Origin of the sequence: Streptomyces sp. NPDC026672 (genome assembly GCF_040638185.1) — a bacterium.
Classification (GTDB): Bacteria; Actinomycetota; Actinomycetes; order Streptomycetales; family Streptomycetaceae; genus Streptomyces.
In genome coordinates, this window is sequence record NZ_JBEZXS010000064.1 from 11,960 (window position 1) to 34,894 (window position 22,935).

General features: G+C 69.7%; 21 protein-coding genes, 6 tRNA genes and 1 pseudogene. 8 read left to right on the forward strand and 20 right to left on the reverse strand.

The annotated features are described in order from the left end of the window. Nucleotides 1-9: 9 nt before the first annotated feature. The 5 genes from AB0F77_RS40060 to AB0F77_RS40080 form a co-directional block, all read right to left on the reverse strand. Nucleotides 10-1,719, reverse strand: coding sequence for a terminase (locus tag AB0F77_RS40060; protein WP_361958726.1), 1,710 nt, complete (start codon nucleotides 1,717-1,719; stop codon nucleotides 10-12). Between the two features lie 8 nt (nucleotides 1,720-1,727). Then, on the reverse strand, nucleotides 1,728-1,931 hold the full coding sequence (locus AB0F77_RS40065) for a hypothetical protein (RefSeq protein ID WP_361958729.1): 204 nt from the start codon (nucleotides 1,929-1,931) through the stop codon (nucleotides 1,728-1,730). Between the two features lie 395 nt (nucleotides 1,932-2,326). After that, complete coding sequence (locus tag AB0F77_RS40070) at nucleotides 2,327-2,923, reverse strand: bifunctional DNA primase/polymerase (protein WP_358079572.1); 597 nt, start codon at nucleotides 2,921-2,923, stop codon at nucleotides 2,327-2,329. Nucleotides 2,924-3,178: 255 nt separating this feature from the next. Next, nucleotides 3,179-3,430: a hypothetical protein gene (locus AB0F77_RS40075; RefSeq protein WP_358079574.1), complete on the reverse strand. Its 252-nt coding sequence runs from the start codon at nucleotides 3,428-3,430 to the stop codon at nucleotides 3,179-3,181. Nucleotides 3,431-3,432: 2 nt separating this feature from the next. Further along, nucleotides 3,433-3,738: an HNH endonuclease signature motif containing protein gene (locus tag AB0F77_RS40080; protein ID WP_358079576.1), complete on the reverse strand. Its 306-nt coding sequence runs from the start codon at nucleotides 3,736-3,738 to the stop codon at nucleotides 3,433-3,435. Nucleotides 3,739-3,824: 86 nt separating this feature from the next. Here AB0F77_RS40080 and AB0F77_RS40085 point away from each other — a divergent pair, with 86 nt between their 5' ends. After that, nucleotides 3,825-4,448: a DUF4352 domain-containing protein gene (locus tag AB0F77_RS40085; protein WP_361958734.1), complete on the forward strand. Its 624-nt coding sequence runs from the start codon at nucleotides 3,825-3,827 to the stop codon at nucleotides 4,446-4,448. A gap of 52 nt (nucleotides 4,449-4,500) precedes the next feature. Here the strand turns inward: AB0F77_RS40085 and AB0F77_RS40090 are convergent. The 13 genes and pseudogenes from AB0F77_RS40090 to AB0F77_RS40150 all read right to left on the reverse strand — a co-directional run bounded on the left by AB0F77_RS40090 (nucleotide 4,501) and on the right by AB0F77_RS40150 (nucleotide 12,735). Then, nucleotides 4,501-4,575: transfer RNA gene (locus AB0F77_RS40090), tRNA-Pro, on the reverse strand. Between the two features lies 1 nt (nucleotide 4,576). Further along, nucleotides 4,577-4,653 (reverse strand) — tRNA-Leu (locus AB0F77_RS40095). Between the two features lies 1 nt (nucleotide 4,654). Continuing rightward, nucleotides 4,655-4,728 (reverse strand) — tRNA-His (locus AB0F77_RS40100). Between the two features lie 144 nt (nucleotides 4,729-4,872). Further along, nucleotides 4,873-4,945, reverse strand: a tRNA-Gln gene (locus tag AB0F77_RS40105). Between the two features lie 440 nt (nucleotides 4,946-5,385). Beyond that, a tRNA-Arg gene (locus AB0F77_RS40110) sits at nucleotides 5,386-5,459 on the reverse strand. A 5-nt stretch (nucleotides 5,460-5,464) separates the two neighbouring features. Next, nucleotides 5,465-5,577: transfer RNA gene (locus AB0F77_RS40115), tRNA-OTHER, on the reverse strand. Between the two features lie 245 nt (nucleotides 5,578-5,822). Beyond that, nucleotides 5,823-6,668 (reverse strand): endonuclease VII domain-containing protein, encoded by an 846-nt coding sequence (locus AB0F77_RS40120; protein ID WP_358079584.1) that lies wholly within the window; start codon nucleotides 6,666-6,668, stop codon nucleotides 5,823-5,825. A 508-nt stretch (nucleotides 6,669-7,176) separates the two neighbouring features. Then, nucleotides 7,177-8,952 carry a recombinase family protein gene (locus AB0F77_RS40125; RefSeq protein ID WP_358079578.1) on the reverse strand — a complete coding sequence of 592 codons (1,776 nt, stop codon included), beginning with the start codon at nucleotides 8,950-8,952 and terminating at the stop codon, nucleotides 7,177-7,179. Between the two features lie 16 nt (nucleotides 8,953-8,968). Next, nucleotides 8,969-9,076 (reverse strand): annotated as a pseudogene (locus AB0F77_RS40130) (LLM class F420-dependent oxidoreductase); the annotation flags it as partial. Nucleotides 9,077-9,260: 184 nt separating this feature from the next. Then, nucleotides 9,261-9,737, reverse strand: a complete 477-nt coding sequence (locus AB0F77_RS40135; RefSeq protein ID WP_358079580.1) for a DUF6099 family protein — start codon at nucleotides 9,735-9,737, stop codon at nucleotides 9,261-9,263. A 204-nt stretch (nucleotides 9,738-9,941) separates the two neighbouring features. Beyond that, nucleotides 9,942-10,370: a nucleotide pyrophosphohydrolase gene (locus AB0F77_RS40140; protein WP_361958737.1), complete on the reverse strand. Its 429-nt coding sequence runs from the start codon at nucleotides 10,368-10,370 to the stop codon at nucleotides 9,942-9,944. Next, a complete protein-coding gene (locus AB0F77_RS40145; protein WP_361958740.1) occupies nucleotides 10,367-11,512 on the reverse strand; it encodes an ATP-binding protein in 1,146 nt (381 codons plus the stop codon). Before AB0F77_RS40145 ends, AB0F77_RS40140 begins: the two co-directional genes overlap by 4 nt. A gap of 839 nt (nucleotides 11,513-12,351) precedes the next feature. After that, the gene (locus AB0F77_RS40150; RefSeq protein ID WP_361958743.1) at nucleotides 12,352-12,735 is read right to left on the reverse strand and encodes a cell division protein SepF; all 384 of its coding nucleotides are present in this window, start codon (nucleotides 12,733-12,735) and stop codon (nucleotides 12,352-12,354) included. Nucleotides 12,736-13,026: 291 nt separating this feature from the next. Between AB0F77_RS40150 and AB0F77_RS40155 the strand changes: the two genes are divergently transcribed. Continuing rightward, nucleotides 13,027-14,739 (forward strand): hypothetical protein, encoded by a 1,713-nt coding sequence (locus tag AB0F77_RS40155; RefSeq protein WP_361958746.1) that lies wholly within the window; start codon nucleotides 13,027-13,029, stop codon nucleotides 14,737-14,739. On the opposite strand, the gene AB0F77_RS40160 is transcribed toward AB0F77_RS40155, so the two are convergent. Next, entirely contained in the window at nucleotides 14,720-15,235 is a 516-nt protein-coding gene (locus tag AB0F77_RS40160; protein ID WP_361958749.1) for a YceI family protein, read from the reverse strand. The two genes, AB0F77_RS40155 and AB0F77_RS40160, sit on opposite strands and share 20 nt — an antisense overlap. 86 nt (nucleotides 15,236-15,321) lie before the next feature. Between AB0F77_RS40160 and AB0F77_RS40165 the strand changes: the two genes are divergently transcribed. The 4 genes from AB0F77_RS40165 to meaB all read left to right on the forward strand — a co-directional run bounded on the left by AB0F77_RS40165 (nucleotide 15,322) and on the right by meaB (nucleotide 20,904). Next, nucleotides 15,322-15,816, forward strand: a complete 495-nt coding sequence (locus tag AB0F77_RS40165; protein ID WP_361958752.1) for a winged helix DNA-binding protein — start codon at nucleotides 15,322-15,324, stop codon at nucleotides 15,814-15,816. 114 nt (nucleotides 15,817-15,930) lie between these two features. Then, nucleotides 15,931-17,739, forward strand: a complete 1,809-nt coding sequence (locus AB0F77_RS40170; RefSeq protein WP_361958755.1) for a methylmalonyl-CoA mutase family protein — start codon at nucleotides 15,931-15,933, stop codon at nucleotides 17,737-17,739. After that, the gene (gene scpA, locus AB0F77_RS40175; RefSeq protein ID WP_361958758.1) at nucleotides 17,739-19,913 is read left to right on the forward strand and encodes a methylmalonyl-CoA mutase; all 2,175 of its coding nucleotides are present in this window, start codon (nucleotides 17,739-17,741) and stop codon (nucleotides 19,911-19,913) included. The genes AB0F77_RS40170 and scpA overlap by 1 nt, the downstream gene beginning before the upstream one ends. A 4-nt stretch (nucleotides 19,914-19,917) precedes the next feature. Beyond that, on the forward strand, nucleotides 19,918-20,904 hold the full coding sequence (gene meaB, locus AB0F77_RS40180; RefSeq protein ID WP_361958761.1) for a methylmalonyl Co-A mutase-associated GTPase MeaB: 987 nt from the start codon (nucleotides 19,918-19,920) through the stop codon (nucleotides 20,902-20,904). Nucleotides 20,905-21,044: 140 nt separating this feature from the next. Here meaB and AB0F77_RS40185 read toward each other — a convergent pair whose 3' ends face one another. Next, nucleotides 21,045-21,479: a hypothetical protein gene (locus tag AB0F77_RS40185; protein ID WP_361958764.1), complete on the reverse strand. Its 435-nt coding sequence runs from the start codon at nucleotides 21,477-21,479 to the stop codon at nucleotides 21,045-21,047. Nucleotides 21,480-21,643: 164 nt separating this feature from the next. On the opposite strand from AB0F77_RS40185, the gene AB0F77_RS40190 reads away from it, so the two are divergent. Both AB0F77_RS40190 and AB0F77_RS40195 read left to right on the forward strand, forming a co-directional pair. Next, the gene (locus AB0F77_RS40190; RefSeq protein ID WP_361958767.1) at nucleotides 21,644-22,114 is read left to right on the forward strand and encodes a TrkA C-terminal domain-containing protein; all 471 of its coding nucleotides are present in this window, start codon (nucleotides 21,644-21,646) and stop codon (nucleotides 22,112-22,114) included. A gap of 6 nt (nucleotides 22,115-22,120) precedes the next feature. Next, nucleotides 22,121-22,935: cation:proton antiporter (locus AB0F77_RS40195; RefSeq protein ID WP_361958770.1), on the forward strand; the 815-nt coding region annotated here is incomplete at its 3' end.

Sequence of the window (22,935 nt, forward strand, 5' to 3'; positions counted from 1 at the left end):
CGGACCTCCCTAGAAGGCATTGAGTTTGGACGAACGCTTCTTGCGCTTCGTGATTCCAGCGGCGACAGCATCTGCACGGCACTCGTAGGCCAGTACGGCGCTCATGGCTGCGTCGATCTTCTTGGGCGACTTCGGGTGTTCCTTGCCGATGCCCATGTGATTGCGCCCCATCGGCCGTCGTTTCGCGTTAAGGACGTGCCGCGTCAGCCGGGCGCCCAGCTTCGACCATTCGGACTCGTCGTCATCGGCCTTGTCCGTGCCGGCAAAGCTGAGAGCCTTGTCGTCGACGGCCTCAACGAATCGGTCCAGAGCGTGCTCCATAGCGGTCGGGCGGTTGGTCCACCATTCCAACGGGCGTGCCTGCGTGGCGCTTAGCTGGAGCTTCTCGGCGTACATCGACGTCCACGAATCGACGTAGTCTTGCCAGTGCGGGGGGTCGCAGTAGAAACCACAGACCTCGTACCGGTCGAATGCTCGGGCAACGGCAGCGTCGACAGCTTCTCGGTCAACCTGCCAATTCTCGCCCTCAATGCCCTCAGGCTTTTCCCAGACTCCGAGGAGTTGAAGGTGCCCGTCGGATACGCGGCACGCCGTGAGCGCCGTAGCATCATCACGGATGGAGCCGTCAAAGCCAAGAGTGACGAGGTCGCCCGGCGACAGCTCCTCCGGCCGGCGGCAGACCTCCCACGCGTCTGACTCCATCCATGAGTCAGAGGAGGACGTACGGGAGTTGAGGAAGTAGCGTTTGCCGTCGGCGGAGTCGTTACGCAGGTCGTAGAAGTCGTCGACGAGCGTCTCAAGGTCCATCCACTCCATGGCGTCGCCGTAGGAGTCGACAAGGGCCGCACGGAGCTCGTCCTCGTTCTTCAGGTTCTTGCAGACACCGTATCGGTGGTCATAGAGGAGTCGAGCGCGACCGCGCTTCTTCTTCCCCTCACGAATGGCTTCCGCCTCTTCGTAAGTGCGCTCAGCGACGGAGTCTTGGCCGGGCGCGAACATGGTCGTTGTCTCCAAATACCATGTGCCGGCTCCCTTCTTCCTCTTGCGGAGGTTTCGGGTAACCGTCGCGTACATACGCCGGAGTTCCGGGGTGTTGTAGAGGTGGGTTTCATCGAAACAGACCCACGTCTCTTTACCGCCATCCTTCGAGGAGGATGAGGCGGTTGACGGAGTGATCTCTCCGCCGTCAGGAAGGTTGATCTTCGTCAGTCCCGGGTCAATGCCCGGAACCTGCGACAGGGGCGACGCCTCGTCGGTCAGGTTGAAATAGATGGTGTCGTAGACGTTTCCGGTCTGCCCCTCCTCCGTCGCCATGATTCGGAGGTAAGGGACCCGCACCGGCCGGCCCATCGGCTCGCCAGGCTCGTAGACGTACTCAAAGCCCAGCCCCCAGGGGTCACGGTAGACCTCTCCGCCTTCGGCCCACCCGGCAAACCGGCAAGGGCCGAACGCCTCGAAGAGGCCGATGCGGGCGCCAAGGCCGGATTTGTCACAACCCTTCGGACGGGAGAAGAATGCCGAGTCGTACAGCATCTTCCCGTGGTCGTCGGTGGCGTAGCAGTCGACGACGAAGCCTGTGTACTCGTCACCGTGGCGTACGGGTTCACCCTGAACGTCGCCAGGGCCGTGTACTACGAAGTACTCCATCCATGCAACCGCCATCCACCCGATAGATCGGGAGCGGTCGTGACCGGGGGCGCGCACGGTGACGTGCGGCACGCGGTCTCCTAGCCGGTCAGGCGGGCACGCCGCGAGTTGATGTCAGTCACTCCGTCAGGGCGCTGTACAGCCTTCTGCGGGCCTGTGGCGAGGTCGTCGACCTTGAGCTTCAGACGGGCCCTGTCCTCCGGCGTGGCGCCGAATTTGGCGGCGCGGAGGCGCACTTCAGAGGCGAACTCCCACCGGCCCTTAGCCCACATCGTGTGGTGCATGAGGGCAGTGTCAATCAGGAAGTCCCAATCGGTCGCAACGAAGGTCTGAGCCTGCGGCGACGTGCGCCAGGACTCCCACCACGCAACGGTGCGGGGGTGCCACTCGACGACTTCACCTGTGTCCTCGTTGACGCCCAGGACCCCGTCAGGGAGCTCCGGGCCGCGGAGTTCGTCGTCAGGGTGGAGGACCGTCTCAGGGTCGCTTGCGTTACGCCGGCGTCGCTTTGACGGGTCCTTTGGTGCTGGTCCACGGCCGGCCATCAGGCACCACCCTTCGCGGCAACCCGACGAGCACAGTCACAGCAGAGTCGGGGGTCGGTGGGGTCCTTCGCGCCTTCAGGGCACATGGGCTACCTCCCGGGTAGGAACGGCAACGCCGCCCCATGCCGGGAGAGCTACGCCGTCAGCTTGGAAACCACCGCGGAGAGGTCCGCGAGGATGGACGGGGACGAGCCATGCCGGCGCCCCGTCATTGCGATGTACCGGCCAGTGCCGTAGATCTCCACGGCCGTACCGTCGGGGCGTCGGATGCGCCGTCCCTGTCGGACGTCGGCACGGCCCCAGATGTGCAAGCCATCACCAGACGGGGACACCTCTACGTAGGTGGCGCCCGCGTCGCGGAGAATGGATGCGGCCCACGGAGCGAGTCGCCCGGTGAGCGGGTTCAAGCAGTGGTCCAGGTCCAGACAGACGATGTCGTCGGAGTCCGAGAGGACGAAGCCCAGACCGACGCCGGCCGTCGAAGCGGCGGCGTCCTTGTGCGTACTCCAGGTCCGCGGGTCCGTCGAGGAGGCCAGCATGCCGTCGACCGTCAGCGGGACCTTCGCCGCGGAGCGACGTACCCACCTGTCGCGGGTCGTCAGCTCGTCCGGGAGCGGGTTGCGCGCCTTCGCACGCGACAGTGCCTTGCGGCACCGGGGCGAGCACGTCTTCGCGTGGGCCCGAGCCATGAGAGGCATCGGCCCGCCGCACTGCTCGCAAGTCCTGTCCATGCGTCCATCCTAGCTGCGGCCGGTCACACTTTCAAGCCGCTGACCAGGGAAGTTTGTATTGGCCGTGAGACCGAAGCCCTGTGCGCCCGCCTTCCGATCCGGGGTTCGGATCAGTCCAGGAGGCCGGCGTTCGGCCCTCCAGGCGGCGCCTGTGGACGCCTCGCCCACATCCCCCAGACCCGTACAGACAGCGAGGCCCAGCACCTTGACGGTCTACCTATCCGCCCCGGAGGGGGTCACCCCCCTGGTCCGTGGCTAGTCGATCTTGGCTGCGAAGCCGGCGCGAGGCTCCCGACGATCTCCGTCAGCGTGCTCGCCCTTGATCTCCAGGCGACTCGGCACGAGCGTGATCGTCAGCGTCGTGACGGATCGATCATGACCAACGATGATCTTCGGAGGCTTCGCTAGTCGACCAACGTCAACACCGTTGATGGAGACGCGCGTGACGATGACTCCGTCCTCGCCCGTGTCGTCCGCCTCCTCCAGCACCACATGGGCACCGCTCATGGTCAGTCCTCCAGTGCCGGGTGTGTGGGCTTGGGTCGCTCTGTACGTACGCGTGTGAGGGCCGCTGCTGCGCCGCCCTCACTGGCACTCTTCCTGGCGTGGCACCACGGGCACAGTGCCCGCAGATTCCCCGCACTGTGGTCGTCCCCAGGGACTATGTGGTCCACGTCCGTGGCCGGCTGCCCGCACAACTGCCCTTCTGAGAACCGGGCCTGGCAGATGTAGTCGTCACGTCGCAGGATCCTGCGCCTGATGTGGGGCCAGTCCTTCGGGAGGCGTGCTCTACGCGTGCTGCCCTGCCACGCCATATTGCCTCCGTATGCCGCGCCGGTGCCTTACGCTGATTGCTCCGTGTGGCCAGGGAGGGCCACCGTGAACTCATGGGGGAAGCGCTATGCGCGCATACATTCGCCGTGCCTGCGTGCCGGCCGTACTCGTCGGGGCACTGCTTACGGGGTGTTCGTCAGGGGGCGACGACAAGGCCGCTCCGGAAAAGGCGCCGGCGTCAAAGGCTGCCGTCGAAAAGCCCGCAGGGGAGGCTTCCGAAAAAGCCCCCTCGTCCGCCCCCGTGCCGACGCTGAGCGTCGGTCAGTCGGGCACGTGGGACTACGGGGAGACCGATGAGTACGGCGAGAACTTCAAGGCGACGACGCAGATGAAGACCACCGTCGTCAGTGCGAAGTACGTGACGCCGGAAGAGGTGGACACCAGCAACGAGCCAGAGCACGGTCAGTACATCGAGCTGACGCTCAAGCTGGAGAACGTCGGCAAGGCTCCCGCGGAGATCCTGACGTACGGGATGATGAAGTGGGAGGACGACCAGACGGCCGCCCAAGACGCTTCCACGCTGGAGGGCGTAGGCGAAGGTGACGCTCTCGACACGACGTACAAGCCAGGTCAGTCCGTCACCGGGAAGCTCGTCCTCGACGTCGGCCACAAGGGCGGTGTCGTGAGCTACGCCGGCACGGAGGATCCGAATGCCGAGGCGTCGTTCAAGGTGAAGCTGCCGGCCGCGTAACGTCGTGCAGCCCCGTCCCGGGGAACTCTCCTCCCGGGCGGGGCTGTGTCTGTCGGAACGGTGCGACTCGAACGCACGATCTCCCGCTCCCAAAGCGGGCGCCTTGATCCAACTTGGCCACGTTCCGTTGGTACCGCACGAGGGATTCGAACCCCCAACCTCCCGGGTCTGAGCCGGGCGCCTCTGCCAATTGGGCTACTGCGGCGTGTGACGGGCGGGGCTCGAACCCACGACCTCCCGGACCACAACCGGGCGCTCTGACCGACTGAGCTACCGTCACCATGCGGACGTCCGTATGCCTCCTCCCCGCCGTACGGGGCGCAAGTGGACGTCCTATGCCGACGCATCGTTGGAACGGGCGTGACCCCGTTCTAGCGTCGACGGAACGCACCGTGCCTCCAGGATGGCCGTTAGGTGCGTCGCGCTCCCCGCACAGGATTCGAACCTGTAGTTACCCGCTCCAGAGACGGGCGTGTTGCCGGTTACACCAGCGGGGAAACGTCCGGCCCGGGGAAGTGCAGCGCGTCCGCCGCAGTTGCCCGGGTCCGGCGTTGTTAACCGTCGCGACATCGTCCACGGCCCCTGTGCGCGACAGGTAGCTCCGTTACCGGAGCCTCGCGCTACAGCGTGTCCTAGCATCATCCGCATGGATGACTTACTGCGGGAGTTCGCAGAGGTTCAGTCTCTGGCAGTCCTCACAAACGAACTGGAGGGCCTGAGCCGACGTCGGGAATTCCTGCTGCGTCGAGCTGCCGTAGCAGACCGGTTCGCATGTACGTATCCGCACGACGTCGACGGTCCGGACAACGCCCTCCAGTACGCAAGGGAGTTGCTGGAGTACGACATCAGGAACGGGACGTCGAACGGGCCACTGGAGGCCGGCGACCCGCAGTGGTACAGCCACCTCCGTGGCTACGTTCGGCAAGAGTATTCAGCGTGGTCACGGCAGGACTCGAACCTGCGCCCTCCGCATCCGTAGTACGGCGCTCTGTCCATCTGAGCTACGGGACCAGTGACGAGCGTGGTGGGATTCGAACCCACGGCGGGCCGACCGTCGGCTGTCCGGAGCCGGTCGACTCGTCCTATCCGGTGTCACCCTTCGGCCTGGTTACTGCTCGGGCACACGCTCACCTCTCCGCTGCCCGGAGTCCAACCGGTGACCGTCCTCCGCGGACGGTGTAGCGCCCTGCCATGCAGCGGAAGTCTGAGACGGCCGGGGCGCTGCTACCGAGCTTCAACCCGGAGGAGAGTGCGGGGAGCGTACGGGAGCGCCACCGGCCGTCGAGGGAGGGGAGCGGGGCCGCACGCTACTCGCTACGGTCGCCTCGTCTTCCCCTTCTACATAGGTAATGGGGCGCAGCACTCAAACATGGATCAGTTCGCTAGAAACGTGCTGGCCACTGCCCCACCCACGTAATCCGCCGCGCGTCGCAGGACGATCGGGTCATCGTCCATAGTCCCTAGCCCCACATTGCAGTTCGTACAGAGCAGACCACGTACACACCGTCCGCACGTCACCCTCCCGTCGACAGCGCGAGGACAGCACGAGTGGTCGTGGTCGACGGCAAGAGCTCTTGTCGTTGGCTTCGTACTGCACAGCGCGCACGCCCCTCCCTGCGCCGCAAGCATCTCGGCATAGCCCTCAGGAGCTACCCGGTAGGCGTACCACCGCTTGTCCCTGCGCCCCTTGGGCGTGGGAGGGATCTCGCGCGGCTCCCGACGCCTCCACCCTTCCACGTACGCAGCCGCGGACCGCAGCCGTCCCGGGTCGTCGGAGAACCGGCCAAGCCCGAAGTTGCAACGAGAGCACAGGAGGCCACGGACACAGCGTCCGCACGACCGTGGGCCGGAACAGCACGAGTGGTCGTGGTCGACGGCAAGAGCCTTCCCTGACCGGTCCGTCCGGCCACACACGGCGCACACGCCCCCCTGCTCCGTCAGCAATGCCTCATGCTGAGCCGGGGGCAGGCTGTACGTGATCAGAATGCGGCACGGTCGGCACGACGGCTGGAGGCCGTCTTCCTGAATCGGGGATCGGTCGTAGTCGGCCTCAGGTCTCCACTGGAGACACACGCTGCACTGCTTCCGCCCCTCCGTGTCACGGGCCTGTGCGGCACCCACAGGACGCTGCTGAGGGATCGGCCTGAGCTGCCCACGCCGAGCAAGCTGTGCCGCATGTCGGGCACACATCCCGTGGCGTGTGGCTTTCCGTCGACACATGGGGCCCGTGCAGTTCGGAAGTTCAGGGGTCTCCTTCCGTGAGTCGGTACGCGGCTTCCTGATAGCGTCCCGCCTGTACCGCCGGAGGGCGTGCGGGGGGCACCATCCCGCGATAACTCCGGCCTCTCCGCACTCGTCCGCTCTGCATGACGTCAGCACTGTGCCCCTCCTTCAGCCGCCTAGTGCGGCATCGTCTACAGACGTAATGGGGCGCATGCTCGGGTTGGATGATCCTGGAAGCGTCCTCCCCGGGGTTTGTCCAAAGTGCCAAACTAACCCCTGTTTTCCATTCCTTCTAACACGCGTTAAGAGGGAATAGAAATAGGCGGTTAGTTTGGCACTTTGGACCGGGAACCGACCTCTACGAGCACTCTGCGTACACCTTGACACTCGATCGGTCACTCTACGGAGTTATCCACAGGTGTCCTGTGGATGGCGGAGGAGGCCGCATCTCGACGTGCCCCGGCCTCCGATGGGTCCGAAGGCTCCCTTCGCCGACATCGATCCCTCAGGACGTTACCGATTCGTTATCAGTGGTGTCCTCTGCGGGGGTTGCCCACTTGATGCCAACGCGGTCGTTCACTCGGTCCAACGTCGTCCCCCGCCTCGTTGTCGCAGCGTTGACGGTTACGGCATCGACGAACAGGGACAGGAACGATCGTTTGTTGGTCACGTCCCACCGTTCCCACAGACCACCAGGGGAGAACGGGTCGCCGTCGTCGGTGTCCGCGAACCACTCATCAATGGGCAGTCGTGTTGCGGATGTTTCGGTAGCCCTCAGCTCGTCAATTCGCGCAGCGCATCGGGCCTCGTGCTGTCGATACTTGCGGATGGTGTCCTTGAACGCCTGGCGTCCCGTCGGACCTTCGTACAAGCCCTCGTCCCGGTCGTCGTACAGCACGCGCAGGCTCTCTTGGACGTGGAGGAGCTGTGCCTCCTGTTCTGCCAACTCTGTTGCGGCTTCCGGGTCCGCTCCCTGTACCGCAAACCGCTCCGCGGCAGCCGCGAGGATGGCAACGTCCTCGTCGTTCTCGGGGTCCAGGGAAGCGACCTTGGTCCACAGCCGACTTGCTACGACGGCATCAGCCTCCGACTGACTGACACGCAGGACATGCTTCGGGACGTCTCCGACGCTTCTCCGGAGGTTGCACACATACGTCTCACTGCTGTTGGCAACCGTCATTCCGGAGTCACACAGCCCGCAGCGCAGTACGCCCCAGGACCCGAGGAACGTCATGGTGCCGGCGCGGTCCATGTTGCGCTCACGCTTCCGGCCGTCGAGGAGGGCGTTCAGGTCATACCAGCGTTTGGGCTCAATGAACCCCTCGTGCGGCTTCACCGGCTGCCCGTCCTCGTCGCGCAGGATCTCCCGTCGTTTCGTCTTTGGGTCGACTGGTCCGATGGCGAAGCCTGCAAGCCGCGGATCGCGAAGGATGCGGCGTACGACGGTCGCCGACCATTCGTACTCCGCCTCGTCCGATGGACCACCCTTGCGGCGCTTGAGTGCCGCCTCTCGACGAGCTTTTGAGGCTTCCTCATCGAGGCTGCCCAGCGGTGTCTTAGCTCCCTTCTCGGTGAGGTCCGTCGCGATGGCGTTCTCCTTGACGCCTCTCTCTGCCTCTTTGATCATATAGACCACGTTGTCAGCCGGAGTCGAGTCGGGGCCAACTTCGTGATCACTCGTTTCTCCGGGCCGGAGAATTCGAATCGTGACCTTGTCGACCTGAACCGCCTCCGCGGTGAACCCGTACGGCACCGGGCCGGAGGAGTGGGATCCCTTCGCCTTCAGCTCCGCGAAGGCATCACGGATGAACTTCGACTTGTTCTTTGATTCCTGATGTGCCAGCCCGGCAATCAGGGCGAAGAATGCAATGCCGAAGGGGTTGTCGTCCGACGTGTTGATGAAGGGCTCTTGCGTCGATACAAGAGCAACGCCGTGGTTCACCAACTCCTGTTGGATCTTCATTGCTTCCGCAGCCCCCTGCCGCGTCAGGCGGGATAGCATGTAGATCACTACAACGTCGAACTTCCGGCAACGAGCGTCTTCCATAAGTCGCTCGAAGTCCGGCCGGATGACGTTAGGGTCGTACCCTGAAAGCCCAACGTCCTCGTAGTGCCCGACGTGGGACCATCGATCCTGTGAGTTGATGTAAGCGATCCCCTTAGCCTTCTGCATCTGCGGGGATGCCTGACTGTCGGTCTCGCTCTTGTGGCTCTGTCGTCCGTACGTGACTGCCCTGACCATGTCGGCGTGGTCCCTGTCCCCCAGGGCGATTAGCTCCATGGGTAGATACGGTACCGGAACGGAAGAAGGCGTCGAAGCCGAGGTCCTCGGTGGCCTTCGCCACGGTGAGCAAGGTGTCGTAGGTCGCGCCCTGCTGGGGCTCGGTGAAGATTCGAAGGTCCATACATCCATCCTGCACGCCACGCACCCCTCCGACCTCACCGGCACCTCCCACCTCCCGTCCTCCGGCCGAGTGAATCCGGACGGCCGAACGGGGTGGAGGCGGGCCCGTCCGGTGAGGCCGAACGGGGTGGGGCGGGCCGGCCCGGTGAGGCCGGCGGCGTGCTCCGTGACGGCTTCACTCCGGGTCAGCCCGCCTCTTTTTCCGGCAGGGCGGTCGCCTCCTCACGGGCCGCCAGTTTGCGCAGCATCTCCTGGACCCGGTCACGGGCCTCGTCGGCCGCGTCGATCGCCTCCATGCACTGCCAGTACGTCGCCTCGTCGTCCGCCGCGCTCGCCACGCCGACCAGGGCGATGCCCGCCTCGCCCAGCAGGCCCGCGAGGCAGATCAGGGTCTGGTGGGCGTCGTCCAGGCCGGTGAGCTGGGCCGCCCGCAGTTCTCCCGGGCCGAGGACCGGGGTGTCGAGCACACCGCAGCCCCGGCCGGCCAGTTCCGTCAGTCCCAGTGCCTCGCCCCGCAGTTCGGGCGGACCGGAGACCGCCAGTCGGCTGCCGATTGCCTGTGCCAGTGCCTGCGCCTGCCAGACCTCGGTCAGGGTCTGCGGGACGCCTTCGCTCGCCGCCAGGGCGCGTCTGCTCGTCACGATGAGCCGCACCGCATCCATGCGCTGCCCCCGTCTGTCCGACGTACTCCCGGTACGTCCGTCCGAACCACGCTGTCCACTACCCAGAGTGAATGGCCTTGGGGCGAAAAGCCAGAGGTAGGGGGAAATCTGTGGACAACAATTCGGATTCGATCGGGGATTCAACAGCGGAGAGTGATAACGGAGGGTGGGCCTCCTGTGAGCGGGAGTGGGCGGGAATGTGAACTAGCGCCGCTCGGCCCCGCCCTCGTCCGCGCCACTGTCCCCGTCGCCCTCTCCGTCGCCCTCGCGCTCGCCCTCGCCGCCCTTCGCGTTGCCGTCCTCGCCGCCGGGCACCGGGAACCTCCGCTCATTGCGGTCGATCTTGGCGGACAGGGCCGTCAGCGGGTCGACGCCGAGCACGTCGCACAGTTGCAGCAGATAGGCCAGCACGTCCGCGACCTCGTCCTGCACGCGGTGCGCGGTGTCCGGGTCGTCCATGACCCGGGCGGACTGCTCGGGCGTCAACCACTGGAAGATCTCGACCAGTTCGGACGCCTCCACGCTGAGCGCGGTCGCCAGGTTCTTGGGTGTGTGGAAGGGCTGCCAGTCGCGTGCGGCGGCGAACTCGACCAGGCGGTGCTGGAGTTTCGCCACATCCAGGTGTTCCGTCACGGGTTCAGGTGTACCACCGTGACGCCGTCCATCCCGTACGCCCACGAGGCGTCGCTGACCGTCCCCACGAAGCGGATGTGTCCGCGGGCGCACATCCGCGCGGCGAGGCCCAGCAGTTCGGTGCGCTGCCGGGGGTCCAGGGCCCGGTCGACCCCGTCCGCGAGCACGGTGAGCACCCGCATCGCGTCGGGCACCTCGCCCGGCGCGTCCACGTCGAGCACACCGGGTCCGGTCAGCAGCACCAACGCAAGGGCCAGATAGCGCAGTTCGCCGTCGCCGAGCAGGCCGAGCCCGGTCGTGCCGGCGGCGGCGCGCTCCAGTACGGCGCGTACGGTCCCGTCGCCCAGGGGTTCGGCGCGCAGGTCGGTCACCGCTCCGGCGCAGCCCCGCTGCACGGCGGCGACGAGTTGCGCGTGGCGGCGGGTGCACTCGGACCGGGTGCGCCACAGCACGTCGGCGAGGTTGTCGCAGCCGGGCAGGAGCCGTCCCGAACTCATGGGCACGGGATGGCGCATGCAGTCGGGGCGGGGGTCGCAGGGGAAGACGGAGCGCAGGGCGACCACGGTCTGCTCGGCCGCGGCGAGCACCCGGCGCTGGCCGTCGGTCTTGCCGGCGACGCGCAGCGGGAGCAGCGCGGTGCCGAGGCGGTCGTCGGGGAGCGGGGCGCGGGTCACCGGGGAGGCGCCGGCGGTGTGCCAGGCGGCCTGGACGGCGTGGCGGCCGGGGTCGCGCAGGGCGGTCTCCAGGAGGACGAGGTCTCCGGCGGTCAACCGCTCGCCGACGACACGCAGTTCGGGCTCGACCTGTACGGCAACGTCGAGCCGGACGGGGCCCTCGGGGCCGTCCGCCGTGCACCCGATCCGGAACCCGCGGCGGTGCTGGGCGTCGGGGCGGGCGCGCTCGGGCACGCAGGCCAGGGGGTCCGGGAACACCTCGGCGAGCGGCACTCCGGCGGCGAGCCTGGCCAGCGCCTCGTAGGCCCGCAGCGCCGTCGTCTTTCCGCTGCCGCTGGGCCCGGCGAACAGGGTGAGCGGCCCGAGCGAAAACCCGGCCCGCCGATGCCCGGCGAACGCGGACAACCGCAACTCGGTAAGACAGGGCCGCACATACCGCTCCGCGACCCCCAGCCCAACCCCGCCCACCCCAGCCGACCCAGGTGTCCCGGCCGACCCGAGCGACGCGGCCGACCCGAGCGAACCGGCCAATCCGGGTGACCCGACCGACCCAGGTGATCCAGCCGAGCCAGGTGAACCGACCACCCTGGGCTGCTCGGCCACTTCGGCCACCCCACCGAGACCAGCCGACACGACCGACCCGGGCGAACCGGCCACCCGTGGCTGCGTGGTCTCTTCGGCCGCTCCAAGCACCCCGCCGAGACCAGCCGACTCGGGCAGCCCGGCGGCACCGGTCGCGTCGGCCGCGCCCACTACCCCACCGGATCCGGCCGCCCCAGCCCCCACGGTCCCCGGCGGAGCCGATTCTGGAGCCGTACGCGGAGCCGGCACCCGCTCGTCGGAGCCGGCCGGCTCGGGCGCGGGCCCGGACACGGACCGGGGCCCGGACATGGGACCGGGACCGGGGCCGGGGTCAGCACCGGACACGGGTAACGGCGCCCGTACCCGCTCGGGGTGCCCCGTGTCGGTCGGTGATGGCGGTGACGCAGCGGGGTCGGGAGGTCCCGGTTCGGGGGGTGGGGGCGTGGGGTCGGGGCTTGCGCAGGGAACGGGCATATGCGGACCGTACGGGCCCCGCACGGTGCGGAACCGTTCCCTCCGAGGGCCTTCCTACGATCGAGGGACCACGGACCGGCTCGGCCCTGGTGCCGCGACAGGCGACGTTCGCCCCGTCGCGACGCCCGGCACGCACTCTCGCCGCACCGGGCACACACCCGAGTACACCCAGTACGAGGACTTGCACCCGGCACACCGAGGGCACGCACCGGACGCCGCTCCTCGACGGGCGAACATCGCCTGCCGGAACCCTAGGAGACCCCGGCGTTCTGCATCAGTCCGCTGACCTCCGTGCCCGGTGGCGTCAGCAGGAACACGTTGCGGTCGACGCGGTGCATCCCGCTGCGCCGTCCGAAGACGACACCGGTGCTGAAGTCGAGAACGCGCTTGGCGACGTCGCCCTCCGCGCCGGAGAGGTCGAGCAGCACGGGCACACCCGCCATCAGCGTCTCGGCGACGTCGCGCGCGTCCGCGAACACATTGACCCGCAGGACGACGAACCGCCGCCGCGCCTCGGTCGCCGCCTCGGGCCGCGACCGGTGGTTCACCGCCGAGGGCCAGGCGTCCCGGCCCCGTAGCGGCACGACCTGGGCGAGCCCCTCCCACTGTTCATCGGTGACGTCGTAGCGGTTCACCGGTCTCCCCCCGAACTGACTCGCCCTCATTGCCTGCACCTGGCAATTCTTACGGCAAGTCACCCGTTCGGCCCAACAACGACACGCAGCGCGACCTCCCCGGTCGTCACTCCGTCCCCTCGGTCCGCGGCCGGCCCGCCGAAGCCCGTACGATACGCCCCCTTCTTACCGGTCTCACACCCGCTTCTTCACCCCTTGCGACACCTCGCTCACCGACCGCGCCTAGCGTCCGGTGCCGTGCATGTCGCAGAGACACAGCGGACGACACCCGGGGCGCGGACACGGTCGGCGGTGCCCGTCATCGAGGGTCCGCCCGGCCCGGCGCAGTGGCACCGCGTCCTCACGCTCCTCGCCGACATCAGCCTGTTCGTCGGCACCCGCTCGGTGTGGACGCAGGCCGCCTCGCACCGCCCGGTCCTCGCCGCCGTGATCTCCGTGTGCTATGTCTCGATCCTGGTCACCGGAGTGCTCGCCCTGACCGTCCGCGGGACCAGGTCCCTGGCCCGGCTGGACGCGCTGGTCCTGGTGACGGCGCTGACGCTCGCCCTGTGCGCCTGGGTGCTGAGCCACGGCGGCGGCGACGAGGCGGCCCTGACCACCCAGGCCGCCCGCGAGCTGGCCACCGGCCACCCGGTGTACGGCCGCCCCTGGCCCTGGCTGTTCGGGCACGGTGTCCCCCTCACCCAGACGACCGACGGCGGTTACGACTTCACGTACGGCTACCCGCCACTGGCGCCGCTGCTGGCGGTCCCCCTGCTGTGGCTCGGGCACGGCGGCGCGGCGGCCACGGCGGTGAGCACGGGGGCGCTGATGGCGGGCACGGTCGTGCTGTGGCGGATGCTCCCGGTGCCGTGGCGGTCGGCGGCGACCGTCGTCTGTCTCGGCTTCGGCCTCCTGCCGTCGTACGCCCGGCTGGGCTACCCGGCGATCGTCTCGCTCGCCCTGCTGATCCCGATGGTGGTGCGCTGGCCGCGGATCGGGCGGGGCGGACGGCTCGGCCCGGCCGGTCTGGCGCGGGCCGCGTGTCTGGGTGCGGCGTGCGCGGCACAGCAACTGCCGTGGTTCGTGGCGCCGTTCCTGCTCGCCGGGATCTACGCGGTGCGCCGCGGGGAGCTGGGCGGGCGGGCCGCGGGGCTCGTCGTCGCGCGGTTCGCCGGGGCCGCCGCGGGCGCGTGGCTGCTGATCGACGCGTACTTCGTGGTGCGGGAGCCGACCGCGTGGCTCTCCGGGATCGCGCTGCCGCTGACGCAGGGCGCGGTGCTGCACGGTCAGGGGCTGATGGACGTCTCGCTGTACTTCACGGACGGCAGTGACCGTCTGGACTGGTACGGGCGTGCGAGCGTGCTGTTGGCGGCGGCCCTGCTGGCGCTGTTCGTGCTGTTCGTGCGCCGGCTGGGTCCGGCGGCGACGGTGCTGCCCTGGTGCGCGTTCTATCTGGCGACGCGCTCGCAGGACGGTTACTACCTGATGATGACCCCGTTGTGGCTGGCGGCGGCGGTCACCGCGCCCCCGGAGGAGTTCGCCACGGCCTGGCAGCCGCGCCCCGGTGCGCTGCCGGCCGGCCCCCGTCGCCGGCCGGCGCTGGCCGCCACGGCCGTCCTGCTGGTCTGCCCGGCGCTGGTCAGCGCGGTGCTCGCGGTGTCCGGGAGGCCCCCGCTGCACCTGCGGGTCATGTCGGTGCGCGGTACGCCCGCGGGTGTGGTGTCCGCGCTGACCGTGCGGGTGAGCAACGCGGCCGGCGCCGCGCTCACCCCGCACTTCATGCTCACCACCGGTCAGGGGACGGGCCTTTACTGGTCGCTCGTGCGGGGCCCGGCGACGATTCCCGCGCACGGCACCGCACGGCTCGAACTGCGGCCGCCCTCCGGGGGGTTCCCCCTCCCCGGGCGGGGCGTCCGCGTCCGGCTGCGGGCGTTCACGGCGGGCCCGCAGACCCTGTCGAGCCAGGACGTACGGCTGCGCGACGGCGCGGCAGGACCGGGGGTCAGCCCGCCGCGCGGGTGAAGCGGAGCGTCGCGTCGACCTTGGTGAGGCCGCCCATCATGCCCATCTGGTTGAGGCTGACGCCGAACTCGTCGCGGTTCACGGTGAACTCGGTGGCCAGCGTCACGGACGTGTCGTCGGCGGCGGTGACACGGGCAGTGATCTCCTGCGGACGGCTGACGCCGCGGACGGTGAGCTGGCCGGTGACGTGGGCGGTGTCGCCGTCGCGGAGTTCGGCGCCGCGGACGGCGAAGGTGATCTCCGGGTGGTTCTCCGCGTCGAAGAAGTCCGCCGAGCGCAGGTGGACGTCGCGCTTCTTGTTCTTCGTGTCCAGGGAGGTGGCGTCCAGGGTGACGGTGCCCGTGGCGGTGCCGTCGTCGGCGACCTCTCCGCCGCCGCTGACGGTGGTGAAGGTCCCCTTGACGGTGACCAGGCCCCAGAACGTCTTGTGCCGTACGACGACGGCGGAGGCGGCCGGATCCAGCTGCCAGGTCCCTGTGGCGACGGCGACGGTCATGGTCGTACTGCCCTTCGTGGTGGTCCAAATTTGGATGACCCACGCTAGCCCATTCTCCAATTTTGAACAATAGGTAGAATCCTCGTATGGCAGCCCGTGATGAGACCCTCCCCGACCTGCCCGGATGCCCCTCCGGGGGCGGCCGGCTGCTCCCGGACGAGTTGCGCGCCTGGATGCTCCTGCTGGCCGCGACCGGGGCCGTGGAGCAGCGGCTGCGCTCGGTCGTGAAGGAGACCCTCGACGTCTCCCACGACGAGTTCCTGATCCTGTGCCTGCTGGCCGAGCAGTCCCGCGACGGCCTGCGCATGACCCGGATCGCCGAGCTGCTGGGCCGGCCCAAGACCCGGCTGACGTACCAGATCGCCTGCCTCCAGCGCACCGGTCTGGTCACCCGCCAGTCGGCGTGCGGGGACAAGCGGGGCGTGGTGGTGACCCTGACCGACAAGGCCAGGGAGCTGCTGCGGGAGGCGTCCTCGATGCTCGCGCGGGCGGTGAAGGAGGCGCTGGCCGAGTTCATGGGACCGGTGCAGCGCCAGGCGGTGGTCGGACTGCTGCCGGGCCTCGCGGAAGGCACCTGCTGACCACCGGGACACGCCGGGCCGGAAGACGGGAGGCGCAGGTCATAGCCACCGCGAGGGCAACGTCACAGCCGCCGCACTGCTCCCGCTTGAGCGGCCTGGCCTAGCATCCGAGCCATGACGGTCCTGCCTGACGACGGGCTCCCGCTGGCCGCCGAGTTCCCTGACGCGACACACGAGCAGTGGCAACGCCTGGTCGAGGGTGTGCTGCGCAAGTCGGGCAAGGAAGTCTCGGGCACGGCAGCTGAGGACGCCCTGTCCACGACGCTGGAGGACGGGCTGCGCACCCGGCCCCTCTACACCGCGCGCGACACCGCGCCCGACGCCGGTCTGCCCGGCTTCGCCCCGTTCGTCCGCGGCGCCCGCCCCGAGGGCGCCACCGCGGGCGGCTGGGACGTACGGCAGCGGCACTCCGCCCTCGCCGACGGCGCGGTCCTGACCGACCTGGAGAACGGCGTCACCTCGCTGTGGCTGGTCGTGGGCCGGGGCGGTTTCCCCGTGTCCGAGCTGGGCCGGGCCCTCGACGGTGTGCACCTGGACCTGGCGCCGGTGGTGCTGGACGCCGGCCGGGACACCGAGGCGGCAGCGGCCGGGCTGCTGCGGCTGTACGAGGAGCGGGGCGTCGACCCGGCGGCGGTCCGCGGCAACCTGGGCGCCGACCCGCTCGGGTACGAGGCCCGCACCGGCGAGGCCCTGGACGCGGCGCCGTTCGCCGCCCTCGCCCGCCGGGTCGCCGAGGACTTTCCGGGGCTGCGCACGGTCACCGTGGACGCGCTGCCGTACCACGAGGCGGGCGGCTCGGCGGGGCAGGAGCTGGGCGCCTCCCTCGCGACCGGTGTGGCGTACCTGCGCGAGCTGACCGGGGCGGGGCTGACCGTCGAGCAGGCGTGCGGGCAGCTGGAGTTCCGGTACGCGGCCACCGCCGACCAGTTCCTGACGATCGCCAAGCTGCGCGCCGCGCGCCGGCTGTGGGCGCGGGTCGCCGAGGTGAGCGGGGCGCCGGGCGCGGGCGCCCAGGTGCAGCACGCGGTGACCTCGCCGGTGATGATGACCCGCCGCGACCCGTGGGTGAACATGCTGCGCACGACGGTCGCCACGCTGGCGGCCGGGGTGGGCGGCGCCGACGCGGTCACGGTGCTGCCGTTCGACCACGCGCTCGGCCTGCCGGACGCGTTCTCCCGCCGTATCGCCCGCAACACCTCGACGATCCTGGTCGAGGAGTCGCATCTGGCCCGGGTGATCGACCCGGCGGGCGGCTCCTGGTACGTGGAGCGGCTGACCGACGAACTCGCCCACGCCGCCTGGAAGTTCTTCCGCTCGATCGAGGGCGACGGCGGTCAGGCCGCCGTGCTGCGCTCGGGCCGGCTGCGCACGGACCTCGCGACCACCTGGGCCGAGCGGTCCAAGAAGCTCGCCAAGCGCCGTGAACCCGTCACCGGGGTCAGCGAGTTCCCGCTGCTGGCCGAGAAGCCGGTGGAGCGCGAGCCCGCGCCCGAGCCGCCGTCCGGCGGGCTGCCCCGGGTGCGCCGCGACGAGGCGTTCGAGGAGCTGCGCGCCCGCTCGGACGCGCACCTCGCGGCCACCGGCGCCCGGCCCCGGATCTTCCTCGCGACGATCGGCCCGGCCGCCGCGCACACCGCGCGCTCGTCGTTCGCCGCCAACCTCTTCCAGGCGGGCGGCATCGAACCGGTCACCGAGGGAACCTTCGAGGACAGCGGGGCCGTGGAGGCCGTGCTGTGCTCCACCGACGCGCTGTACGAGGAACAGGCCGAGCGGACCGCCGCGTCGCTGCGCGCGGCGGGCGCCCGGCACGTGTTCCTCGCGGGCCGGCCCGCCGACCGCGCCGGCGTCGACTCGTACGTCTTCGCGGGCTGCGACGCCGTCGACGTGCTGTCCGCGACCCTCGACCGCATGGGAGTGTCCTGATGGGAATCCCCGACTTCTCCGGCATCGAGCTGGGGACCCCGCTCGCCGACGGCGGCGTGGACGACTGGCGCACGGCCGTCAAGCGGACGACCGGTGCCGACGCGCCGCTGTGGGAGACCCCGGAGGGCATCGGGGTCAAGGCGCTCTACACGGGACGGGACCTGGAGGGCCTGGACTTCCTGGGCACGTACCCGGGCATCGCCCCGTATCTGCGCGGCCCGTACCCGACGATGTACGTCAACCAGCCCTGGACGATCCGCCAGTACGCGGGCTTCTCCACCGCCGAGGAGTCCAACGCGTTCTACCGGCGCAATCTGGCGGCCGGTCAGAAGGGCCTGTCGGTCGCCTTCGACCTGCCCACGCACCGGGGTTACGACAGCGACCACCCGCGGGTGACCGGTGACGTCGGCATGGCGGGCGTGGCCATCGACTCGATCTACGACATGCGCCAGCTGTTCGACGGCATCCCGCTGGACCGGATGACCGTGTCGATGACGATGAACGGTGCGGTGCTGCCGGTGCTGGCGCTGTACATCGTGGCGGCGGAGGAGCAGGGCGTACCGCCCGAGAAGCTGGCCGGGACCATACAGAACGACATCCTGAAGGAGTTCATGGTCCGCAACACCTACATCTATCCGCCGAAGCCGTCGATGCGGATCATCTCCGACATCTTCGCGTACACCTCGCAGCGGATGCCGCGGTACAACTCCATCTCCATCTCCGGCTACCACATCCAGGAGGCCGGTGCCACGGCCGACCTGGAGCTGGCCTACACCCTCGCGGACGGCGTCGAGTACATCCGGGCGGGCCGTGAAGCGGGCCTGGACGTCGACGCGTTCGCGCCCCGGCTGTCGTTCTTCTGGGCGATCGGCATGAACTTCTTCATGGAGGTCGCCAAGCTGCGGGCGGCCCGGCTGCTGTGGGCCAGGCTGGTCTCCCGGTTCGAGCCGAAGAACGCCAAGTCCCTGTCGCTGCGCACGCATTCGCAGACCTCGGGCTGGTCGCTGACCGCGCAGGACGTGTTCAACAACGTCACGCGCACGGCCGTGGAGGCGATGGCGGCGACCCAGGGCCACACCCAGTCGCTGCACACCAACGCCCTGGACGAGGCCCTGGCCCTGCCCACCGACTTCTCGGCGCGCATCGCCCGCAACACCCAGCTGCTCATCCAGCAGGAATCGGGCACCACCCGGGTCATCGACCCCTGGGGCGGCAGCGCCTACGTGGAGCGGCTGACGTACGACCTCGCGCGCAAGGCGTGGCAGCACATCCAGGAGGTCGAGCAGGCCGGCGGCATGGCGCAGGCCATCGACGCGGGCATCCCCAAGCTGCGCGTGGAGGAGGCGGCGGCCCGCACCCAGGCCCGCATCGACTCCGGCCGACAGCCGGTGATCGGCGTCAACAAGTACCTGGTGGAGAACGACGAGCGGATCGAGGTGCTCAAGGTCGACAACTCCGCCGTCCGCGCACAGCAGATCGACAAGCTGCGGCGGCTGCGCGCCGAGCGGGACGAGACCGCCTGCCGGGACGCCCTGGACGCGCTGACCCGGGCGGCCGACGGCGACGGCAACCTGCTGGAACTGGCCGTGCGCGCGGCCCGCGCCAAGGCCACGGTCGGCGAGATCTCCGACGCCCTGGAGAAGGTGTACGGCCGGCACGCGAGCCAGATCCGTACGATCTCCGGCGTGTACCGCAACGAGGCAGGACAGTCCCCGAACGTGGAGCGCACCCGGGCCCTGGTGGACGCGTTCGAGGAGGCCGAGGGCCGCCGGCCGCGCATCCTGGTCGCCAAGATGGGCCAGGACGGCCACGACCGCGGCCAGAAGGTGATCGCCACCGCCTTCGCCGACCTCGGCTTCGACGTCGACGTCGGCCCGCTGTTCCAGACCCCGGAGGAGGTCGCCCGCCAGGCCGTCGAGGCGGACGTCCACGTGGTCGGCGTGTCCTCGCTGGCCGCCGGTCACCTCACCCTCGTACCGGCGCTGCGCGAGAAGCTCGCCGAGGAGGGCCGGGAGGACATCACGATCGTGGTGGGCGGGGTGATCCCGCCACAGGACGTGCCGGTGCTGCTGGAGATGGGCGCGGCCGCCGTGTTCCTGCCCGGCACGGTGATCCCGGACGCGGCGTACGACCTCGTCCAGCGCCTGGCGGCCGACCTCGGCCACGATCTGTAGTCCCATGGCGGCGATCGATGTCGACGCGTATGTGAAGGGTGTGCTCGACGGGAAGCGGGCGCTGGTGGCGCGCGCGATCACCCTCGTCGAGTCCACCCGGCCGCAGCACCGGGCGCTGGCGCAGCGGTTGCTCACCGAACTGCTCCCGCACAGCGGCCGGGCGCGGCGGATCGGGGTCAGCGGGGTGCCGGGGGTCGGCAAGTCGACGTTCATCGACGCGTTCGGCACGCTGCTGACGTCGCTGGGGCACCGGGTGGCGGTGCTCGCGGTGGACCCGTCGTCAACCCGCACGGGCGGCTCGATCCTGGGCGACAAGACCCGGATGGAGCGCCTGGCGGTGGACCCGGACGCCTTCGTGCGCCCCTCCCCCAGCGCGGGCACGCTGGGCGGGGTGGCCAAGGCGACCCGGGAGTCGATGGTCGTGATGGAGGCCGCCGGCTACGACGTGATCCTGGTGGAGACGGTGGGCGTCGGCCAGTCGGAGACGGCGGTCGCGAACATGGTCGACTCCTTCCTGCTGCTGACGCTGGCCCGCACCGGCGATCAGCTCCAGGGCATCAAGAAGGGTGTCCTGGAACTGGCCGACGTCATCGCCGTCAACAAGGCGGACGGCCCGCACGAGCGCGACGCCATGGCGGCGGCGCGGGAGTTGACGGGCGCGCTGCGGCTGATGCACGGCAGGGACGCGTTCTGGACGCCACCGGTGCTCAGTTGCAGCGCCCGTGAGTCCACCGGTCTGGAGGTGGTGTGGGAACGGCTGGAACAGCACCGCGCGCTGCTCGACGGGACCGGGCGGCTCGCGGCGAAGCGGCGGGACCAGCAGGTCGACTGGACCTGGGCGATGGTCCGGGACGAGGTCCTGGGCCGGCTGCACTCCGACCCGGCGGTGCGCGAGCTCGCGCCCGGCCTAGAACAGCGGGTCAGGGACGGTGAGTTGACGGCGACGCTGGCCGCCGAACAGATCCTCGACGCGTTCGGCCGCCGTTCCTGAACGGTCCCGGCCACCGAACTCCGGTCGGCCGCCGAACTCCACCTTGCCGACGAGTCGGAGCGGCACCTCCCGCGCCGAGGGCGAGGGCGCAGCCGGAACCGGTCGCCGCCGCGAAGCCGACGACGACCGGCGGCGAGGGTTCAGCCGCCTTCGATGCCGTCGTGCGGCGGGTACGGGCCGGGCGGGCCGATCCTGCGGTAGGCGGCGTGGGCGTTGAGCAGCCGGGCGAGGGTGGTGCCGACGAGTCCGGCGCCCAGCAGGCAGGCCAGCCACAGGGCGTCGCGGTGCGCGGCCCAGGTGAGGGTGCCGGCCGGCGGTATCGCGAAGCCGTTGAGGAACAGCCAGCACAGCAGGGCGGTGCCGGGGGCCGCCGTGAACCGGGCGCACAGGCCGAGCAGGGCGGACAGCAGGGACAGCGCGGTGAGGGCGAACGCGGGCCGGTCGGGGCCCGCCATGTGGTTGAGCAGTGCCACCAGCACGGGCGCCCCGCCGAAGGCCGCGGCCCATACGAGCGGGGTGGCGACGGGCTGCGGCACGGGTCTGGCTGCGGTGCCCAGGGACACCCAGTGGATCATGCTGACGCTTCCTTCCGGTTCCGGCCCGGCGCCGACGGCCCGGCATCGCCCTCCGGGTCCCGTCGGCCGTTTCCGGGGTGGTGGTTAGAGTGTCACCAACGGTTTTGCAAAGGAACAGTCAAACCAGACAGCCGGACAGGGGGCCAGCCGTGGGGACAGCACGCATGAGCAGCACGCCGCTGCCGGGAATCGGTGTCCGTTACGACCTGACCACGCGTGAGCAGCGCCGTCTGTCGGTCGTCGCCCACCGGGACGGGTCACGGACGCTGAGCGCCTACCGCGACGACGACCCGGACGCCTGCTCGCTCTCACTGCGGCTGGCGTCGGGCGAGGCGGAGGCGCTGATCGACGCCCTGATGCCGACGCACCACAGTCCCAGCCTGCTGTCGACGACCGAACTGGGCCTGGTGGCGGAGCGCGTGGAACTGCCGGCCGCCTCGCACTGGAACGGACGGCTGCTCGGGGACACGCGGATGCGGACGGAGACAGGGGTGTCGATCGTGGCCGTGCTGCGCAGGGCGGAGGCGATTCCCTCGCCGGGCCCGGACTTCCGGCTCGCCGGGGGCGACACCCTCATCGTGATCGGCACCCGCGAGGGTGTGGAGGCGGCCGCCGCGATCCTCGGACGGGAGTGATCCGGAGTGCACTCCTCCGCGGTCTTCCTCATCGAGTTCGGCGCGATACTCCTCGGGCTCGGCCTGCTGGGCCGCTTCGCCGGCCGGGTGCGGTTCTCGCCGATCCCCCTCTATCTGCTGGCCGGGCTGGCGTTCGGCGAGGGCGGTCTGCTGCCGCTGGGCGCCAGCGAGGAGTTCGTGGCGATCGGCGCCGAGATCGGTGTGATCCTGCTGCTGCTCATGCTGGGCCTGGAGTACACGGCCAGCGACCTCGTCTCCAACCTCAAGACCCAGTACCCGGCCGGGCTGGTGGACGCGGCGCTCAACGCGCTGCCCGGCGCCGCGCTGGCCCTGCTGCTCGGCTGGGGCCCGGTGGCGGCCGTGGTGCTGGCAGGGGTGACCTGGATCTCGTCCTCCGGGGTCATCGCCAAGGTCCTCGGCGACCTGGGGCGGCTCGGCAACCGGGAGACCCCGGTGATCCTCAGCATCCTGGTCCTCGAGGACCTGTCGATGGCGGTCTACCTGCCCATCATCACGGCGCTGCTCGCCGGTGCCGGGCTGGCCGCGGGCAGTGTGACGCTCGCGGTGGCGCTCGGGGTGGCCGGACTGGTGCTGGTGGTGGCGGTGCGCTACGGCCGGCACATCTCGCGGTTCGTCTCCAGCGACGATCCGGAGAAGCTGCTGCTGGTGGTGCTCGGTCTGACGTTGTTGGTGGCGGGCCTCGCCCAACAACTCCAGGTCTCCGCCGCCGTCGGCGCCTTCCTCGTCGGCATCGCCCTCTCCGGCGAAGTCGCCGAAGGAGCCCACAACCTCCTCGCCCCCCTGCGTGACCTCTTCGCCGC

Excerpts from the sequence above, each read along its gene's own strand:
- AB0F77_RS40120 (WP_358079584.1), bottom strand. The coding sequence starts at position 6,668 with ATGTGTCGACGGAAAGCCACACGCCACGGGATGTGTGCCCGACATGCG.
- AB0F77_RS40065 (WP_361958729.1), bottom strand. The coding sequence starts at position 1,931 with ATGCACCACACGATGTGGGCTAAGGGCCGGTGGGAGTTCGCCTCTGAA.
- AB0F77_RS40185 (WP_361958764.1), bottom strand. The coding sequence starts at position 21,479 with ATGATCCACTGGGTGTCCCTGGGCACCGCAGCCAGACCCGTGCCGCAG.
- meaB (WP_361958761.1), top strand. The coding sequence starts at position 19,918 with ATGGCGGCGATCGATGTCGACGCGTATGTGAAGGGTGTGCTCGACGGG.
- AB0F77_RS40125 (WP_358079578.1), bottom strand. The coding sequence starts at position 8,952 with ATGGAGCTAATCGCCCTGGGGGACAGGGACCACGCCGACATGGTCAGG.
- AB0F77_RS40165 (WP_361958752.1), top strand. The coding sequence starts at position 15,322 with ATGGCAGCCCGTGATGAGACCCTCCCCGACCTGCCCGGATGCCCCTCC.
- AB0F77_RS40190 (WP_361958767.1), top strand. The coding sequence starts at position 21,644 with ATGAGCAGCACGCCGCTGCCGGGAATCGGTGTCCGTTACGACCTGACC.
- AB0F77_RS40135 (WP_358079580.1), bottom strand. The coding sequence starts at position 9,737 with ATGGATGCGGTGCGGCTCATCGTGACGAGCAGACGCGCCCTGGCGGCG.
- AB0F77_RS40170 (WP_361958755.1), top strand. The coding sequence starts at position 15,931 with ATGACGGTCCTGCCTGACGACGGGCTCCCGCTGGCCGCCGAGTTCCCT.
- AB0F77_RS40085 (WP_361958734.1), top strand. The coding sequence starts at position 3,825 with ATGCGCGCATACATTCGCCGTGCCTGCGTGCCGGCCGTACTCGTCGGG.
- AB0F77_RS40160 (WP_361958749.1), bottom strand. The coding sequence starts at position 15,235 with ATGACCGTCGCCGTCGCCACAGGGACCTGGCAGCTGGATCCGGCCGCC.
- AB0F77_RS40080 (WP_358079576.1), bottom strand. The coding sequence starts at position 3,738 with ATGGCGTGGCAGGGCAGCACGCGTAGAGCACGCCTCCCGAAGGACTGG.
- scpA (WP_361958758.1), top strand. The coding sequence starts at position 17,739 with ATGGGAATCCCCGACTTCTCCGGCATCGAGCTGGGGACCCCGCTCGCC.
- AB0F77_RS40075 (WP_358079574.1), bottom strand. The coding sequence starts at position 3,430 with ATGAGCGGTGCCCATGTGGTGCTGGAGGAGGCGGACGACACGGGCGAG.
- AB0F77_RS40070 (WP_358079572.1), bottom strand. The coding sequence starts at position 2,923 with ATGGACAGGACTTGCGAGCAGTGCGGCGGGCCGATGCCTCTCATGGCT.